General features: G+C 68.7%; 13 protein-coding genes. 11 read left to right on the top strand and 2 right to left on the bottom strand.

Annotated features, from left to right (window positions below):
• Positions 1–129: 129 nt before the first annotated feature.
• The 5 genes from rpoC to greA all read left to right on the top strand — a co-directional run bounded on the left by rpoC (position 130) and on the right by greA (position 8,320).
• Positions 130–4,338 carry a DNA-directed RNA polymerase subunit beta' gene (rpoC, locus tag MKL11_RS03165; RefSeq protein WP_243940235.1) on the top strand — a complete coding sequence of 1,403 codons (4,209 nt, stop codon included), beginning with the start codon at positions 130–132 and terminating at the stop codon, positions 4,336–4,338.
• A gap of 295 nt (positions 4,339–4,633) precedes the next feature.
• On the top strand, positions 4,634–5,734 hold the full coding sequence (locus MKL11_RS03160; protein ID WP_243940233.1) for a cell wall hydrolase: 1,101 nt from the start codon (positions 4,634–4,636) through the stop codon (positions 5,732–5,734).
• Positions 5,735–6,160: 426 nt separating this feature from the next.
• Positions 6,161–6,748 (top strand): hypothetical protein, encoded by a 588-nt coding sequence (locus MKL11_RS03155; protein ID WP_243940209.1) that lies wholly within the window; start codon positions 6,161–6,163, stop codon positions 6,746–6,748.
• A 62-nt stretch (positions 6,749–6,810) separates the two neighbouring features.
• Positions 6,811–7,797, top strand: a complete 987-nt coding sequence (locus MKL11_RS03150) for an MDR family oxidoreductase (protein ID WP_243940207.1) — start codon at positions 6,811–6,813, stop codon at positions 7,795–7,797.
• Positions 7,798–7,843: 46 nt separating this feature from the next.
• On the top strand, positions 7,844–8,320 hold the full coding sequence (gene greA / locus MKL11_RS03145) for a transcription elongation factor GreA (protein WP_243940205.1): 477 nt from the start codon (positions 7,844–7,846) through the stop codon (positions 8,318–8,320).
• Positions 8,321–8,326: 6 nt separating this feature from the next.
• On the opposite strand, the gene MKL11_RS03140 is transcribed toward greA, so the two are convergent.
• Complete coding sequence (locus tag MKL11_RS03140) at positions 8,327–9,196, bottom strand: LysR family transcriptional regulator (RefSeq protein ID WP_313900727.1); 870 nt, start codon at positions 9,194–9,196, stop codon at positions 8,327–8,329.
• A gap of 142 nt (positions 9,197–9,338) precedes the next feature.
• Here MKL11_RS03140 and wrbA point away from each other — a divergent pair, with 142 nt between their 5' ends.
• Positions 9,339–9,935 (top strand): NAD(P)H:quinone oxidoreductase, encoded by a 597-nt coding sequence (gene wrbA / locus MKL11_RS03135; protein ID WP_243940231.1) that lies wholly within the window; start codon positions 9,339–9,341, stop codon positions 9,933–9,935.
• Between the two features lie 140 nt (positions 9,936–10,075).
• Here wrbA and MKL11_RS03130 read toward each other — a convergent pair whose 3' ends face one another.
• Positions 10,076–11,074, bottom strand: a complete 999-nt coding sequence (locus MKL11_RS03130; protein ID WP_243940201.1) for an L-threonylcarbamoyladenylate synthase — start codon at positions 11,072–11,074, stop codon at positions 10,076–10,078.
• 138 nt (positions 11,075–11,212) lie between these two features.
• Here MKL11_RS03130 and MKL11_RS03125 point away from each other — a divergent pair, with 138 nt between their 5' ends.
• The 5 genes from MKL11_RS03125 to MKL11_RS03105 are packed head-to-tail and all read left to right on the top strand — an operon-like array spanning position 11,213 to position 15,509.
• Entirely contained in the window at positions 11,213–12,952 is a 1,740-nt protein-coding gene (locus tag MKL11_RS03125) for an acyl-CoA dehydrogenase (RefSeq protein ID WP_243940199.1), read from the top strand.
• A gap of 54 nt (positions 12,953–13,006) precedes the next feature.
• Positions 13,007–13,531, top strand: a complete 525-nt coding sequence (locus MKL11_RS03120; protein ID WP_243940197.1) for a hypothetical protein — start codon at positions 13,007–13,009, stop codon at positions 13,529–13,531.
• Entirely contained in the window at positions 13,528–13,884 is a 357-nt protein-coding gene (locus MKL11_RS03115) for a hypothetical protein (protein WP_243940195.1), read from the top strand. The genes MKL11_RS03120 and MKL11_RS03115 overlap by 4 nt, the downstream gene beginning before the upstream one ends.
• Before the next feature lie 21 nt (positions 13,885–13,905).
• A complete protein-coding gene (locus tag MKL11_RS03110; protein WP_243940193.1) occupies positions 13,906–14,670 on the top strand; it encodes an enoyl-CoA hydratase-related protein in 765 nt (254 codons plus the stop codon).
• Between the two features lie 32 nt (positions 14,671–14,702).
• Entirely contained in the window at positions 14,703–15,509 is an 807-nt protein-coding gene (locus MKL11_RS03105; RefSeq protein ID WP_243940229.1) for an SDR family NAD(P)-dependent oxidoreductase, read from the top strand.
• Positions 15,510–15,521: the final 12 nt, after the last annotated feature.

Here is a 15,521-nt window from a genome sequence, read left to right as displayed (position 1 = left end):
GGTCGAGCGGGGAGGGGCGGGGCCTCCGGGTGACGACGGCCAGCGGCGCCTGAGCAGGGCGCGGCGCCGGATCTTTTTCAGGACACGATGGCCCGGCGCGGGGCCACCGGCGTCAACAAGGAGCGGATCATGAACCAAGAGGTCATGAACCTTTTCAATCAGCAGGCCACCCCGGTCAGCTTCGATCAGATCAAGATTTCGATCTCGTCGCCGGAGAAGATTCTCTCCTGGTCGTACGGCGAGATCAAGAAGCCCGAGACCATCAACTACCGGACCTTCAAGCCCGAGCGCGACGGCCTGTTCTGCGCGCGCATCTTCGGGCCGATCAAGGATTACGAGTGCTTGTGCGGCAAGTACAAGCGCATGAAGTACAAGGGCGTCATCTGTGAGAAGTGCGGCGTCGAGGTGACGCTGGCGCGCGTCCGGCGCGACCGCATGGGTCATATCGAGCTGGCCGCCCCGGTCGCGCATATCTGGTTCCTGAAGTCGCTGCCCTCGCGCATCGGCCTGCTGCTCGACATGGCGCTCAAGGACCTCGAGCGGATCCTGTACTTCGAGTCCTACTGCGTCATCGAGCCGGGCCTCACCCCCCTGAAGGAGCGTCAGCTCCTCTCGGAGGAGGAGTACCTGCGCGCCCAGGAGGAGTACGGCGAGGACTCGTTCACCGCCATGATCGGCGCCGAGGCCATCCGGCGCATTCTCCAGGAGCTCGACCTCGACAAGATCGCCAACGATCTGCGCGAGGAGATCGCGGTCACCACCTCCGAGCTGAAGCCGAAGAAGCTTCTGAAGCGCCTCAAGATCATCGAGGCGTTCCAGATGTCCGGCAACAAGCCGGAGTGGATGATCCTCACCGTCGTCCCGGTGATCCCGCCGGACCTGCGCCCGCTGGTCCCGCTGGATGGCGGCCGCTTCGCGACCTCCGACCTGAACGACCTCTATCGCCGCGTCATCAACCGCAACAACCGCCTGAAGCGGCTGATCGAGCTGCGCGCGCCCGACATCATCATCCGCAACGAGAAGCGGATGCTGCAGGAGGCCGTCGACGCGCTGTTCGACAACGGCCGCCGCGGCCGCGTCATCACGGGTGCCAATAAGCGCCCGCTGAAGTCGCTCGCCGACATGCTCAAGGGCAAGCAAGGCCGGTTCCGCCAGAACCTGCTCGGCAAGCGCGTCGACTATTCCGGCCGTTCGGTCATCGTGGTCGGCCCGGAGCTGAAGCTGCACCAGTGCGGCCTGCCGAAGAAGATGGCGCTGGAGCTGTTCAAGCCGTTCATCTACGCGCGGCTGGACGCCAAAGGCTTCTCGGCCACCGTCAAGCAGGCCAAGAAGCTGGTCGAGAAGGAGAAGCCGGAGGTCTGGGACATCCTCGATGAGGTGATCCGCGAGCACCCGGTGATGCTGAACCGCGCGCCGACGCTCCACCGCCTCGGCATCCAGGCGTTCGAGCCGAAGCTGATCGAGGGCAAGGCGATCCAGCTGCACCCGCTGGTCTGCGCCGCGTTCAACGCCGACTTCGACGGCGACCAGATGGCCGTGCACGTCCCGCTGTCGCTCGAGGCGCAGCTGGAAGCGCGCGTCCTGATGATGTCGACCAACAACATCCTGCACCCGGCCAACGGTCAGCCGATCATCGTGCCGTCGCAGGATATCGTGCTCGGCCTCTACTACCTGTCGATCGTGGCCGACGGTTCGAAGGGTGCGTTCAATCCGGACAACCCGAAGAACCCGATGCAGGGCGTCTTCGGCGACATGGGCGAGCTGGAGCACGCGCTCGCGGCCAAGACCGTGTCGCTGCACACCAAGATCCGGTGGCGCTGGACCGGTATCGGCCCGGACAACCAGCCCCTGACCAAGACCTACGACACCACGCCCGGCCGGGTGATCCTGTCCGGCGCGCTGCCGAAGCACGCCAAGGTTCCCTTCGACGTCGTCAACAAGCTGATGACCAAGAAGGAGATTTCGGCGATGATCGACACCGTCTACCGCCACTGCGGTCAGAAGGAGTCGGTGATCTTCTGTGACCGGATCATGGCGCTCGGCTTCAACCACGCGTTCAAGGCCGGCATCTCGTTCGGCAAGGACGACATGGTCGTGCCGGACAACAAGTGGTCGATCGTCGACACAACCCGCACGCTCGTGAAGGACTACGAGCAGCAGTACAACGACGGCCTGATCACCCAGGGCGAGAAGTACAACAAGGTCGTCGACGCCTGGGCCAAGTGCTCGGACAAGCTGGCTGCCGAGATGATGAACCGCATCTCGAGCGTCCAGAAGGACGAGCACGGCGCCGACAAGCAGGTCAACTCGATCTACATGATGAGCCATTCGGGTGCCCGTGGCTCGCCCGCCCAGATGAAGCAGCTCGCCGCCATGCGCGGCCTGATGGCCAAGCCCTCGGGCGAGATCATCGAGACGCCGATCATCTCGAACTTCAAGGAAGGTCTGGACGTGCTGGAGTACTTCAACTCCACGCACGGCGCCCGTAAGGGCCTCGCCGACACCGCCCTGAAGACCGCCAACTCCGGCTACCTGACCCGCCGCCTCGTCGACGTGGCCCAGGACGCGGTGATCCGCGAGGTCGATTGCGGCACGACCAACGGCATCAAGATGCGCGCCATCGTGGATGCCGGCCAAGTCGTGGCGACACTGGCGACCCGCATCCTCGGCCGCGCCACGGCCGAGGATCTGGTGGCGGCCGACGGCACGGTGATCGTGAAGACCGGCGAGACCATCGAGGAGAAGCACCTGCCCGCCATCCAGGCGGCCGGGATCCAAGAGGTGAAGATCCGCTCCGTGCTGGTCTGCGCCACCCGGAGCGGCGTCTGCGCCACCTGCTACGGGCGCGATCTCGCCCGCGGCACGCCCGTCAACATGGGCGAGGCGGTCGGCGTCATCGCGGCCCAGTCGATCGGTGAGCCGGGCACACAGCTCACGATGCGCACCTTCCACATCGGTGGTGCGGCCCAGATCGCCGACTCGTCGTTCATCGAGTCGAGCTTCGAGGGCACGATCAAGATCCGCAACCGGGCCATCGCCAAGAACTCGGACGGGGACCTGATCGCCACCGGCCGGAACGTGGCCGTGGTGATCGTCGGCTCCGACGGGGTCGAGCGGGCGGTCCACCGCCTGCAATACGGCGCCAAGCTGCGGGTCGACGAGGGCGACAAGATCAAGCGCGGCCAGCGGATCGCCGAGTGGGACCCCTACACCCGTCCGATCCTCACCGAGGTCGACGGCATCGTGGCCTACGAGGATCTGGTCGATGGCCAGTCCATGACCGAGACCACCGACGAGTCGACCGGCATCGCCAAGCGCGTCGTCGTCGATTGGCGCGGTTCGGCCCGGACCTCGGATCTGAAGCCGGCCATGGTGGTGGTCGACAAGGAGGGCAAGGCGCTCAAGCTGCCGCGCGGCTCGGACGCCCGCTACTTCCTCCCGGTCGACGCCATCATCGGCTTCGATCCGGGCGCCAAGGTCAATGCCGGCGACATCCTGGCCCGCGTCTCGACCGACTCGGCCAAGACCCGCGACATCACCGGCGGTCTGCCGCGGGTGGCGGAGCTGTTCGAGGCCCGGCGCCCCAAGGACGCGGCGATCATCGCCGAGAAGTCGGGCACCATCGCGTTCGGCCGTGACTACAAGAACAAGCGTCGGCTCACGCTGACGCCGCATGACGGCTCGGAGGCGGTGGAGTACCTGATCCCGAAGGGCAAGCACATCCACCTGCAGGACGGCGACGTGGTGGAGCTCGGCGACTACATTGTCGACGGAAACCCGGCGCCGCACGACATCCTGGCGATCAAGGGCGTGGAGGAACTCGCGGCCTACCTCGTCAACGAGATCCAGGAGGTCTACCGGCTGCAGGGCGTGTCGATCAACGACAAGCACATCGAGGTGATCGTCCGGCAGATGCTGCAGAAGGTCGAAGTCACCGACGGCGGCGATTCGGACATCCTCGCGGGTGACCAGATCGATCGCACGGAGCTGACCGAGTTCAACGAGAAGCTGCTTGCCGAAGGCAAGAAGCCGATCCAGGGCGTCCCGGTCCTGCTCGGCATCACCAAGGCGTCCCTGCAGACGAAGTCCTTCATCTCGGCGGCCTCGTTCCAGGAGACGACCCGGGTGCTCACCGAGGCTGCGGTCAACGGCAAGGTCGACCATCTGGAAGGCCTCAAGGAGAACGTCATCGTCGGTTCGCTCATTCCGGCGGGCACTGGCTCGATGGTGGCCGACATCCGCGCCGTGGCGCGCCGTCGCGACGCGATGATCCTGCAGCAGAAGCAGGCCGGTAGCGCCGCGGATCCGATGGAAGGATTGCCGCCCGCCGCCGAGTGACGCTTCGTCACGAGCGACAGGTTTGAGATGAGACAGGGCGGCCCTCGGGCCGCCCTTTTTCTTGGCCGCAGCACGAACGAGCACCGAGTACCGAAACCGGGACGTCTGCTACGGGACCGGCTTAACCGGGGCTCAACCATGCCGGGCGATAAATCCGCGTCGGCCGCCGAAACGCCCTGGAAACGGGGAGGATGGCGCCGACGGTGGTGCATCGGTGCGAGTTGAAGCCGTGGGCGCGAGACGAGGACGACGGGAATCGAGCCTGCGCTGGCTCTCGGCTGCCCTGACGCCGTGGCTGGCGGGGCTCGGCTTGCTGGTCTCGTTCACGGCCGATGCCGGGACCGAGAATGCGATCGGCTCGAGCCGGCTCGGGGCGATCGACGCCTTCACGGTCCCGGCCCTGCCGCCCGGCACGGCGCTGATCGGATCCGCCCAGCGGCGCAGCGCCGACGATCCGCTCCAGGCGGTGTTCAAGACCGGCGCGCACGTGTTCCCGGTGGTGCAGCGCCAGGCCAAGGGTGACCCGTCCCAGCCGCCGGCCGCGAGCTACGCGCGCCGGGCCGCCGCCCTGCGCGAGACCGGGGCCGCCCTGGTGTTCGGCGACGTCACCGGCAGCGTCAGCGGCGTGCTGAGCGCGGGCTCGGCGGTCTGGGATCCCGAGGCCGAGCCGGAGGCCGGCTTCGTGCCGGTGCCCGATCTCGGCCTGACCACCGGTTCCGGGAGCGCCGCCTCCACGGGGGAGGGCCGCGCCGACCTGACCGAGGATGGCGAAACCGAGCGCCGCTACGACGGCTCGACCCCGCCCGTGCCTCGGGCCGTGGCCCTGTCCTCGACCACGCCCGCCCCCGCCGACGCGATCCCGATCGAGGTGGCGGCCGCGAGCCTGGCGCTGCCCGATTTCGCGATCCGTCCCGATCGCTCGGAGGCCCTTCAATCGGTTCCGGAGGATGCGAGCCGGCGCTACGCCGACCTGATCGACCCCGAATCCCTCGACAAGGAGCAGCGCTGCCTGTCGGAGGCGGTCTATTTCGAGGCCCGCAGCGAATCCGAGGCGGGGCGGGCCGCCGTGGCCCAGGTGGTGCTCAACCGCGTGAAGAGCGGCCTCTATCCGAGCAGCGTCTGCGGCGTCGTCTACCAGAACCGGCACCATTACATGGGCTGCCAGTTCTCCTTCGCCTGCGAGGGCAAGTCCCTGCGCATCACCGATGCTGGCGCCTGGGAATCCGCGACCCGGATCGCCCGCTCGGTGATCGAGGGCCGGACCTACCTGGCCGAGGTCGGGGCCGCCACCCACTACCACGCCGATTACGTGCGGCCGGGCTGGGCAAGGCGCCTGCGCAAGATGGATGTCATCGGGCGGCATATTTTTTATCAGCTCAAGCCCGGGCAGACCTGAGCGGCCTGTTAGACCGATCTTTCCCATTCTCGCCCTCATCCTGAGGTGCCGAAGCGCAGCGGAGGCCTCGAAGGAGCCCTCCCGGGATTGCGGTGACCTCAGGAGGGCTCCTTCGAGGCCCGGCGATCTTCGATCCCCGGGCACCTCAGGATGAGGGGGGTGGGTTGGAGGGGGGCCGATCAGGACCCTCCGAGCGCCTGTCGGGCACCGAAGCGCCGCCTTCAAAAATGGCGCTAAGGAACGGTAACGCTCTTCGATAGAATCTTACCTAGGTAGTGGAGCGCTAAGCAGTCCAAACCGAGGGTTAATTTTACCTTCATTTTGAACTTTGCTTGCGAACCGCGCAACGACTCTGGACTGTAGTGCGTCGAGACGTGCGCCGCCTTTGCGCAGCATCTCGCCCGTACCGCGTACCAGAGGACTTCCATGACCGCGCCGGTCGCACGCTCAACCCTTCTCGCCGCCGCCTTCGGCGGCCTGCTGTTCACCGCCCCCGCGCAGGCGGGCGGCTGCTACGGCTCCGAATGCTACCGCCACGTCACGACGCCGCCGGTCTACGACACCGTGCAGGAGAACGTCCTTGTGCGGCCGCCGCGCACGGTCTACCGCACCACGCCGCCGGTCTACGACACGGTGTCCGAGCGCGTGATGGTCTCGCCCGGTGGCCGTTTCTGGCAGACGAGCCGCGGTCCCGGCGGCGAGCTGATCGGCTGCTGGGTGACCGCGCCGCCGCGCTTCGCCCTGCGCACCCGGACCGTGCTGGTGCGGGCCGCCCAGTCGATCCCCGAGACGATCCCGCCGGAATACACCACGGTCAGCCGCCGCGTCCTCGTGGCGCCGGCCCGCTCCGGCTGGGTGCCGCTCGGCGGCTATGGTGGCGGTTATCGCGCCGCCTCCTATGGCGGTCCGCTGGTCGGCTCGATCCCGGACGCCGTGGGCATCACCGGCGCCAGCTCGGCCGATGTCGGCGTCGGCCTCGGCTTCTCCACGGGCAGCCTTTACGACGGCTACTGATCCAGCCGTCTTGATTCCGGACGTCCCGGCGACACCTCTCCGCGGAAGCATGGGAGGCGGCGATGGGGACGTTCAAGGCCTGGGTGGTCGACAAGGGTGAGGCCGGGCAGAGCCTCGCCTACCGGGATTTCGACGAGGCCGACCTGATGGACGGCGACGTCACCGTCCGGGTCACGCACTCGACCCTGAACTACAAGGACGGGCTCGCGCTCACCGGCACGTCGCCGGTGGTGCGCCGCTTCCCGATGATCCCCGGCATCGATTTCTCCGGGATCGTCGAGACTTCGGACCACCCCGAATACAAGCCGGGCGATGCCGTCGTGCTCACCGGCTGGGGCGTCGGCGAGACGCATCTCGGCGCCTATGCCGAGCGAGCCCGGGTCAAGGGCGACTGGCTGGTGCCGCTGCCCCAGGGGCTCACGTCCGAGCAGGCCATGGCGATCGGCACCGCCGGCTACACCGCGATGCTGTGCCGGATAGCCCTCGACGCGCACGGGCTGACCCCGGATCATGGACCCGTGATCGTCACCGGCGCATCGGGCGGCGTCGGCTCGGTGGCGGTGGCGCTGCTGGCCCGGTCCGGCTGGCACGTGATCGCCTCCACGGGCCGGGACGGCGAGGCCGACTATCTCAAGGGCCTCGGCGCCGCCGAGATTCTGGACCGGGCTGAGCTGTCCAAGCCCGGCAAGCCGCTCGGCAAGGAGCGTTGGGCGGCGGGCGTCGACGCGGTCGGCTCGACCACCCTGGCCAACGTGCTGGCGCAGACCCGAGCCGACGGGGCGGTGGCCGCCTGCGGTCTCGCCCAGGGCATGGACCTACCGACCTCCGTGGCGCCGTTCATCCTGCGCGGCGTTTCCCTGCTCGGGATCAACAGCGTCACCACCCCGCAGACCAAGCGCCGCGAGGCCTGGGCGCGCCTCGCCCGGGAACTCGATCTCGAGAAGCTCGCCGCCATGACGACCCGAGTCCGGCTGGAGGAGGTCGGGCGGCTCGGCGCAGAGATCCTGGCCGGCCGGATCCGCGGCCGGACTGTGGTGGAGGTCGGCTGATGCATCGGGCCGGAACCGTTGCCGTTCCGGCCGCATTGCATCCCTTATGAGTGTCGCATTCGTCAAAGAGCCCGAAGGCGGGGAAGCCTTCGAGAACCTACCCGACCGCCCCATCTCGCCCCATACGAACTTCGTTACCCCCGAGGGGCTGGCGCAGATCGAGGGAGAGGTCGCGCGTCTGGAGCGGGAATTGTCCACCCTGGACCACGCCGACAAGGCGGAGGATTCCCGGATCGGGCGGGACCTGCGCTACTGGCTCGCGCGCAAGAACACCGCGCAGGTGGTCGAGCCGATCGATGGGCAGACGGTTCATTTCGGTGCCACCGTCACGATCCTGCGCGAGGATGAATCCGGCAAGGAGACCCGGCAGACCTTCCGCATCGTCGGTGAGGACGAGGCCGACCCGCACAAGGGCTCGATCTCCTACGTGGCTCCGCTGGCCCATGCGATCACCGGCAAGAGCGTCGGCGACGTGGTCGAGGTCAACGGTCATGAGGTCGAGGTGGTCGAGATTCGCGCCTGAATGTGGCTATCTGCCCTCGAAGCGCGGCCGCAGGGGCAGGATCGCCTCAGCGAAATGCTCCATGAAGACCCGGACCCGTGCGGCATGCCGCAGATCGGGATGGGTCAGCATCCAGAGGTCGGCCCCGATCTCCGAGTGGGGGCCTGAAAGCCGGCGCAGGGTCGGATCGGCATCGGCCTCGAAGCAGGGCAGCGGGCCGATGCCGAGCCCGGCCGCCACGGCGGCGGTCAAACCCGTTACCGTGTTGATCCGCAGCTTGACCTGCTCGGACGGAACCCGTGCCTCGAAGAAGGCCGTGAACAGGCCGGCCGCCACGGCCGAACCCGGGATGACCCAGTCCTCCGCTGCGAGATCGCCGTAATCCCGGTCGGCCCGCCCGTAGATCGCCCAGGCGAGTCCGGTCAGGCGTCGCCCGACCAGGGTCTCGCTTGGATTTCGGCTCGCGCGGATCGCTACGTCGGCGTCCCGGCGCGACAGGTTCAGGGCCTCCTCGGCCAGGATCAGGTCGAGGCGAATCTGCGGATAGCGCGCGCAGAACGTCGCCAGGATCGGCATGAGAAGCCCGGTTGCGATATTCACCGGGGCGGTCACGCGCAATTCGCCCGCGGGCGTTTGCCCTTGGCCGGCGACCGTCCGGGCGAATCCGGTCACGTCGGTCTCGATCCGGGCGGCGGCTTCGATCATCGCCAAGCCGGCCGGGGTCGGCACGTAGCCGGTGCGCAGACGCTCGAACAGGCGCATTTCGAGCCGCATCTCGATCGATCCGAGACGCCGGAACGCGGTGGAATGGTTGATTCCGAGCTGCGCCGCAGCCGCGGTCAGGCCGCCGCGTTCAGCCACCGTCTTCACGAAACGGAACTCGTCCCAATCGAGCAAGACGCCGGCCTCCTTGCATGGCTGCAAGCCCATTCTTGCGCGCAGGGGCATTTTTGCAAAACGCGAAACGCGCGATGGAGACGCCATCGTGCCGTCGGATGAGGCCGGCGGCATGCCGCAAACCGAGACGGGAGATCGCGCGATGGCCAAGGTTCTGGTGCTGTACTACTCGACCTACGGACATGTGGAGCAGATGGCCTACGCCGTCGCCGAGGGCGCCCGGGAGGCCGGGGCCGAGGTCGTGATCAAGCGCGTGCCGGAACTGGTGCCGGAGGAGGTCGCCCGGCAGAGCCATTTCAAGCTCGATCAGGCCGCGCCGATCGCCACCGTCGACGAACTCGCCGAATACGACGCGATCATCTTCGGCACGCCGACCCGCTACGGCAACATGGCCGCGCAGATGAAGCAGTTCATCGACCAGACCGGCGGCCTGTGGATGAAGGGCGCTCTGGTCGGCAAGGTCGGCTCGGTCTTCACATCCACTGCCTCCCAGCACGGCGGCCAGGAGACGACGCTGACGAGCTTCCACACGGTGCTGTTCCACCACGGCATGGTGGTGGTCGGCCTGCCCTATTCGTTCCCGGGTCAGGCGGGCGTCGAGGCGGTGAAGGGCAACACGCCCTACGGCGCCAGCACCATCGCGGATAACGATGGCTCGCGCCAGCCGAGCCCGGTCGAGCTGGACGGGGCCCGGTTCCAGGGCCGGCACGTCGCCGGAATCGCGGCCAAGCTGGCCTGAATCGACAAGACAAGAAAAAAGGCTCGGATTGCTCCGAGCCTTGAAGGAAAAAGGCCATTTGGGGGCTGAGAAGGCCTTCGTGATCAATGAACGGTCGACGGTCCGGTCTGTTCCGGGCCGTCGAGAAAATTACTTTCCCGTCAGCGGGGTGCGGCGGCCCGGGCCAGCCGGTCCCGGATCGCCTCGCCCAGTCCCTCCGCGGGGATCGGCGCGACCGCGATGGTGGCGGCTCCCGAGGCGTCGAGGTTGCGCAACGCCCCGAACAGCCGGGAGGCCGCTTCCGCCAGGTCCCCCGCCGGGCTCAGGTTCAGCACGGCGCGTGCCTGATCATGGCCTTCGGGGCGTTCGGCGCCGAACAGCAGTAGGGCCTCGCCCGGCTCCACCGATGCCGCGTTGAGGCGCACGCGCGCGCGGGGCGCGTAATGCGAGGCAAGCATGCCGGGGCCGGTCGGCCGGTCGGCATCCGCTGCCTCAGGGTCGGCCGGGTCGAAGCCCAGCACGGCGCGGAGCGCATCCCGGGTGATCCCGCCCGGCCGCAAGAGGCGCGGCTGGCCACCGAGGCAGGCGACAACCGTCGATTCGACCCCCACCGGCGTGTCCCCACCGTCGAGCAAGGCGGCGATCCGCGCGGCGAGGTCGTCGAGGACGTGGTCGGCCCGGGTCGGGCTGACGCGGCCCGAGCGGTTGGCCGAGGGCGCGGCCACCGGCCGGCCGACGGCCTCCAGAAGCGCACGGGCGATGGGGTGACCGGGCACCCGCAGGGCGACGCTGGACAAGCCGGCCCGGGCGAGGTCGCAGACGCGGGTGCCGGCATGGGCCGGCACGACCAGGGTCAGCGGCCCCGGCCAGAACGCTTCGGCCAGCCGCCTTGCCGACTCGTCGAAGCGGCCCTCGGCCAGGGCGGCATCCCTGTCGGCCAGGTGGGCGATCAGCGGGTTGAAGCGCGGCCGCTCCTTGGCGGCGAAGATCCGCGCCACGGCGGCGGGGTCGGTGGCGTCGGCGCCGAGCCCGTAGACCGTCTCGGTGGGGAAAGCCACGAGTTCGCCCGCGCACAGCAGCGCGGCGGCCTGCGCGAGGCCGGTCGCATCGGGATCGAGCCGCAGGGTCGCGGCCGGGACCGTTGACCCGGGATCGTTCATGCGGGAAGCCGTCATGCGAAGTGATGGCGGCACGCCCGTCGCGCGCCTATCCTGGGGCCGCCGTAGCCCCGGTGCCCGGGCGCGGTCAAACCCGCCCCGGGTATATCAAGCGGGCGGGCCGAGAGGAGCGACGACCCGATGAGCTACCGCGCCCCCGTTCCCGAGATGCTGTTCACCCTCCGGCACGTGACCGGGCTCGACGGGGTCGATCCGGAGGACGCCGAGGCGATCCTGACCGAGGCCGGGCGGATCGCCGGCCAGGTCATCGCGCCGCTGAACCGGGTTGGCGACCGGCACGGCAGCCCGTTCGCGGATGGGCGCGTCACCACGCCGCCCGGCTGGCGCGAGGCCTACCGCACCTTCACGGAAGGGGGCTGGAACGGCCTCTCCGCCGAGGCCGACCATGGCGGCCAGGGCCTGCCGAAGCTGGTCGAGGCCGCCTGCACCGAGATGTGGAACGGCGCCAACCTCGCCTTCGGCCTCTGCCCGCTGCTGACCCAGGGCGGCATCGAGGCGCTGGCGGCCCACGGCTCCGACGAACTGAAGGCGCGCTACCTCGAGAAACTCGTCACGGGCGAATGGCCCGCGACCATGAACCTGACCGAGCCGCAGGCGGGCTCTGACCTCGCGCTGCTGCGCACCCGCGCCGAGCGCGCCGGCGACGGCACCTACCGGATCACCGGATCCAAGATCTACATCACCTACGGCGAGCACGATCTTTCGGACAACATCGTCCACCTCGTGCTAGCGCGCCTGCCCGACGCACCGGCCGGCACCCGCGGCATCTCGTTGTTCCTGGTCCCGAAGGTGCTGCCAGACGGGGCCGCCAACGACCTGCGCTGCTCCGGCGTCGAGCACAAGCTCGGCATCCATGCCTCGCCGACCTGCTCGATGGCCTTCGGCGACAACGGCGGCGCGATCGGCTGGCTGATCGGGCAGGAGAACAAGGGCCTGGCCTGCATGTTCACGATGATGAACGCGGCCCGGCTCAATGTCGGCCTCCAGGGCGTCGGCGTCGCCGAGGCGGCGACCCAGCGGGCGCTCGCCTACGCCCAGGAACGCCGGCAGGGCCGGGCAATCGGAGCCGCCGAATCCACCAGCCCGATCGTCGCACATCCGGACGTGCAGCGCATGCTGCTGACCATGAAGGCCTATACGGCGGCCGCGCGCGGCATCTGCTACCTCACGGCCGCCGCCCTCGACGCGTCGCAGGGCCCGGAAGGGCAGGGCGCCCTCGACCGCGCCTCTCTTCTGACCCCGGTGGCCAAGGCGTTCTCCACCGATCTCGCCAACGAGGTGACCTCGCTCGGCGTGCAGGTCCATGGCGGCATGGGCTTCGTCGAGGAGACCGGCGCCGCCCAGCTGATGCGCGATGCCCGCATCCTCGGGATCTACGAGGGCACCAACGGCATCCAGGCCATCGACCTCACCGCCCGCAAGCTGCCGCTGAACGGCGGCGCCACCGCCCGCTCGCAGATCGCCTGGATGCGCCGGGCCGCGGAGGGCCTGCTAAAGGCATCCGACCCCGCCTTCGGCCACATGGCGGCGCGGCTGCGCGACGGGATCGGCAGCCTCGACCGGGCGACCAGCCATCAGCTCGCGGCGCTGACCTCCAACCGCCCGAACGCGGCCTTGGCCGGCGCGGCGCCGTATCTGCGCCTGTTCGGCTTGACGCTCGGCGGCGCCTGCCTGGCCCGCTCTGCGCTCGCGGCCTCGGCAGCCCTGAAGGCCGGCGAGACCGACCCGGCCCACGCCGCCCGGATCGCGCTGGCCCGGTTCTACGCGGAAAACCTGCTGCCGGCTGCAGGTGGCCTGGAGCAGGCGGTGGTGGAGGGCGGCGCATTCACGAACGATGCCGCGCTGGCGCTGGCGGTTTGAAGCGGCACCGAAGCCTGCTCCAATGTGACCACGATTCGCCTTCGGCTATGGACGATGTGGTCGACCTTCCTCCTGTGGCTGCGGGACAATCAGATCGGAGATCTGACCGGAGTCGTTGGGCTTGTCCTCTCTCTGTTCGGGTTCGCGGCAACGCTAATCGGTGTGTCCCGGTCGAAAACGGCAGCCGAGCGCGCGGAGCAGGCTGCACGCTCCACGCGAGAGAGCATCCGGCATTTCGAAACCGTCGTCGACTTCAGCGGGGTTATCGCGATGCTGGAGGACATCAAGCGCGGCCACCGACAGGAGCAGTGGCCGCAGCTTTTGGATCGATATGCCGCCATCCGGAAGGTGCTGGTCACGCTCAAGGCGACGAACGTTGATCTCAGCGCAGAACAGCAGAGCGTGATACAATTGGCCTTGACGAACATATCGGCCATCGAGTGTGACGTCGAAGCCGGACTGAAGGATCCTGAGAATCTCCGATCCGCGCAATTCAACCAGATTGTGTCTCAGGACATCGACCGGCTTCTGACTGTTCTCGTGCAGATAAAGAGCGCACAATCGGGAGAGCGGCTATGAATTACGAGAGGCAGAAGCGCCTCGTCGAGCGGTTGCTGGATAGGACGCGTGCAGGCGAGCTGTCTTGGCAAGAAAGTATCCGTCCAGACACCTTCCAGGTCGCCTTTCCGAACAATAGCGTTCTGATAAGATCAATCGATGATGGTCGGTTTACGGATTTTCACGTGTCCATAGCCGATTCCACTGGGCGCGTTGTCGATGGTTTCGGGAAGGACCAGCTCGACCGGGATGGCCCTCCCGGATCGGGATCGGGATCTTGGTCGCGGGTCTTGGGTGAACTGCATGCGTTGGCGCGGAGAAGTGCTCTGAGGGCTGACGAAGCGATCGACAACATCCTCGTTGAAATCGATTAGGGATCGGGGCCAAGCGCCGTCATGCAGAATGTAGCAATCACCGATCTCGAAGGCGGCGTCCGCCTCATCACCCTGAACCGTCCCGAGAAGAAGAACGCGCTCACCGGGGCGATGTACGACGCGATGCGCGCGGCCCTGGCGGAGGCCGATGCGTCCCAAAAGATCGGCGCCGTGGTGTTCGCCGGGCAGCCCGGGATGTTCAGCGCCGGCAACGACCTCGCCGATTTCATGGGGGGCGCCGCGGGCGGTTTCAGTGCCTCGCCGGCCCTGGCCTTCATCCGCCAGCTCGCCCGGACCCGCACCCCGATGGTGGCGGCGATCGACGGGATCGCGGTGGGCATCGGCGCGACGCTGAGCCTGCATTGCGACCTCGTCTATGCCAGCCCGGCGGCGCGGCTGCGCATGCCGTTCGTGGAGCTCGGCCTCGTGCCGGAGGCGGCCTCGAGCTACCTGCTGCCCCTGCGGGTCGGGCGGCTCAAGGCGACGGAGCTGCTGCTGCTGTCCCGCCCGCTCGAGGCCGACGAGGCGCTGGCGCTCGGCCTCGTCAACGCCGTGCTGCCGGCCGACATGCTGCTGGAGCAGGCCATCGCCCAGGCGGTCAAGCTCGCCGCCCTGCCGCAAGGCGCGCTGGCGGCGTCCCGCGCCCTGATCCGCGGCGACCAGGCCCAGGTCGAGGCGGCCCTGGAGGCGGAGGCGCGGGCGTTCGACGCGCAGCTGCGCTCGCCCGAGTCGCAGGAGCGTTTGGCCGCCTTCCTGTCGCGCGCCAAGCCCGCCTCAACGGCGTGAGCACGCCCGACCTGTCCCAAAAGATCTGCCTCGTGGCCGGCGCCTCCCGGGGCGTCGGGCGGGGTCTCGCCCGGGCGCTCGGCGAGGCCGGGGCGACCGTGATCGTCACCGCCCGCTCCAGCGAGACCGGTCCGCGCACCGAGATGCGGCCGGAATCGATCGAGGACACCGCCCGGCTGGTCGACGCGGCCGGCGGGCGCGGCCACCATTACCTGTGCGATCACCGCTCCGAGCGGGCCACGGACACGCTGGTGCATTGGGTGCTGCGCCGGTTCGGGCGGATCGATGTCGCCGCCTGCAGCGTCTGGGGCGGCAACGAGGGCTATGACGGGGAGCGCTACCCGGACGGGGCCGGCTGGGGCACGCCGTTCTGGCGCCGCTCGGCCGAGCCCTATCTCGGTTTCCTCCAGGCCGGGCCGCTGCCGGCGCTGCTGCTCGCCCGCGCGGTCGCCCCGTCCATGGTGGCAGCACGGAGCGGCTTGATCGCGCTGGTCTCGTTCGGGACCGAGGATTACCTCGGCGACGTGTTCTACGATTCGGCCAAGGCCGCCACCAACCGGCTGGCGCTGGCCTTCGGGCAGGACTTGGCGCCGTACGGCGTGACCGCGCTCGGCCTCTCGCCGGGCTTCGTCGCCACCGAGCGGGCGCGGGATCTCGGTCAGGACGCGCGCGCCACCGAAGGACCGCTCTACGCCGGCCGGGCGCTCGCCGCGCTGGCGGCCGATCCGGACATCGCCGCCCGGGCCGGTGCGGTGCTGCACGCGGGCGATCTCGCTCGGATCTACGGCTTCACCGATGCCGATGGCACCCAGCCGGAGCGCTTCCGCGTCGGGCCGTGACCGGGCGTCGAA

The sequence above is a fragment of the Methylobacterium sp. J-077 genome, from assembly GCF_022829365.1.
Classification (GTDB): Bacteria; Pseudomonadota; Alphaproteobacteria; order Rhizobiales; family Beijerinckiaceae; genus Methylobacterium.
Note: the sequence above shows the minus strand (reverse complement) of the source record. Positions and strands in the feature narration are given on the sequence as shown.

Coding starts and splice junctions, on each gene's coding strand:
- rpoC (WP_243940235.1), top strand. CDS start 130: ATGAACCAAGAGGTCATGAACCTTTTCAATCAGCAGGCCACCCCGGTC.
- MKL11_RS03120 (WP_243940197.1), top strand. CDS start 13,007: ATGTGGTCGACCTTCCTCCTGTGGCTGCGGGACAATCAGATCGGAGAT.
- MKL11_RS03115 (WP_243940195.1), top strand. CDS start 13,528: ATGAATTACGAGAGGCAGAAGCGCCTCGTCGAGCGGTTGCTGGATAGG.
- greA (WP_243940205.1), top strand. CDS start 7,844: ATGAGTGTCGCATTCGTCAAAGAGCCCGAAGGCGGGGAAGCCTTCGAG.
- wrbA (WP_243940231.1), top strand. CDS start 9,339: ATGGCCAAGGTTCTGGTGCTGTACTACTCGACCTACGGACATGTGGAG.
- MKL11_RS03150 (WP_243940207.1), top strand. CDS start 6,811: ATGGGGACGTTCAAGGCCTGGGTGGTCGACAAGGGTGAGGCCGGGCAG.
- MKL11_RS03130 (WP_243940201.1), bottom strand. CDS start 11,074: ATGAACGATCCCGGGTCAACGGTCCCGGCCGCGACCCTGCGGCTCGAT.
- MKL11_RS03125 (WP_243940199.1), top strand. CDS start 11,213: ATGAGCTACCGCGCCCCCGTTCCCGAGATGCTGTTCACCCTCCGGCAC.
- MKL11_RS03110 (WP_243940193.1), top strand. CDS start 13,906: ATGCAGAATGTAGCAATCACCGATCTCGAAGGCGGCGTCCGCCTCATC.
- MKL11_RS03155 (WP_243940209.1), top strand. CDS start 6,161: ATGACCGCGCCGGTCGCACGCTCAACCCTTCTCGCCGCCGCCTTCGGC.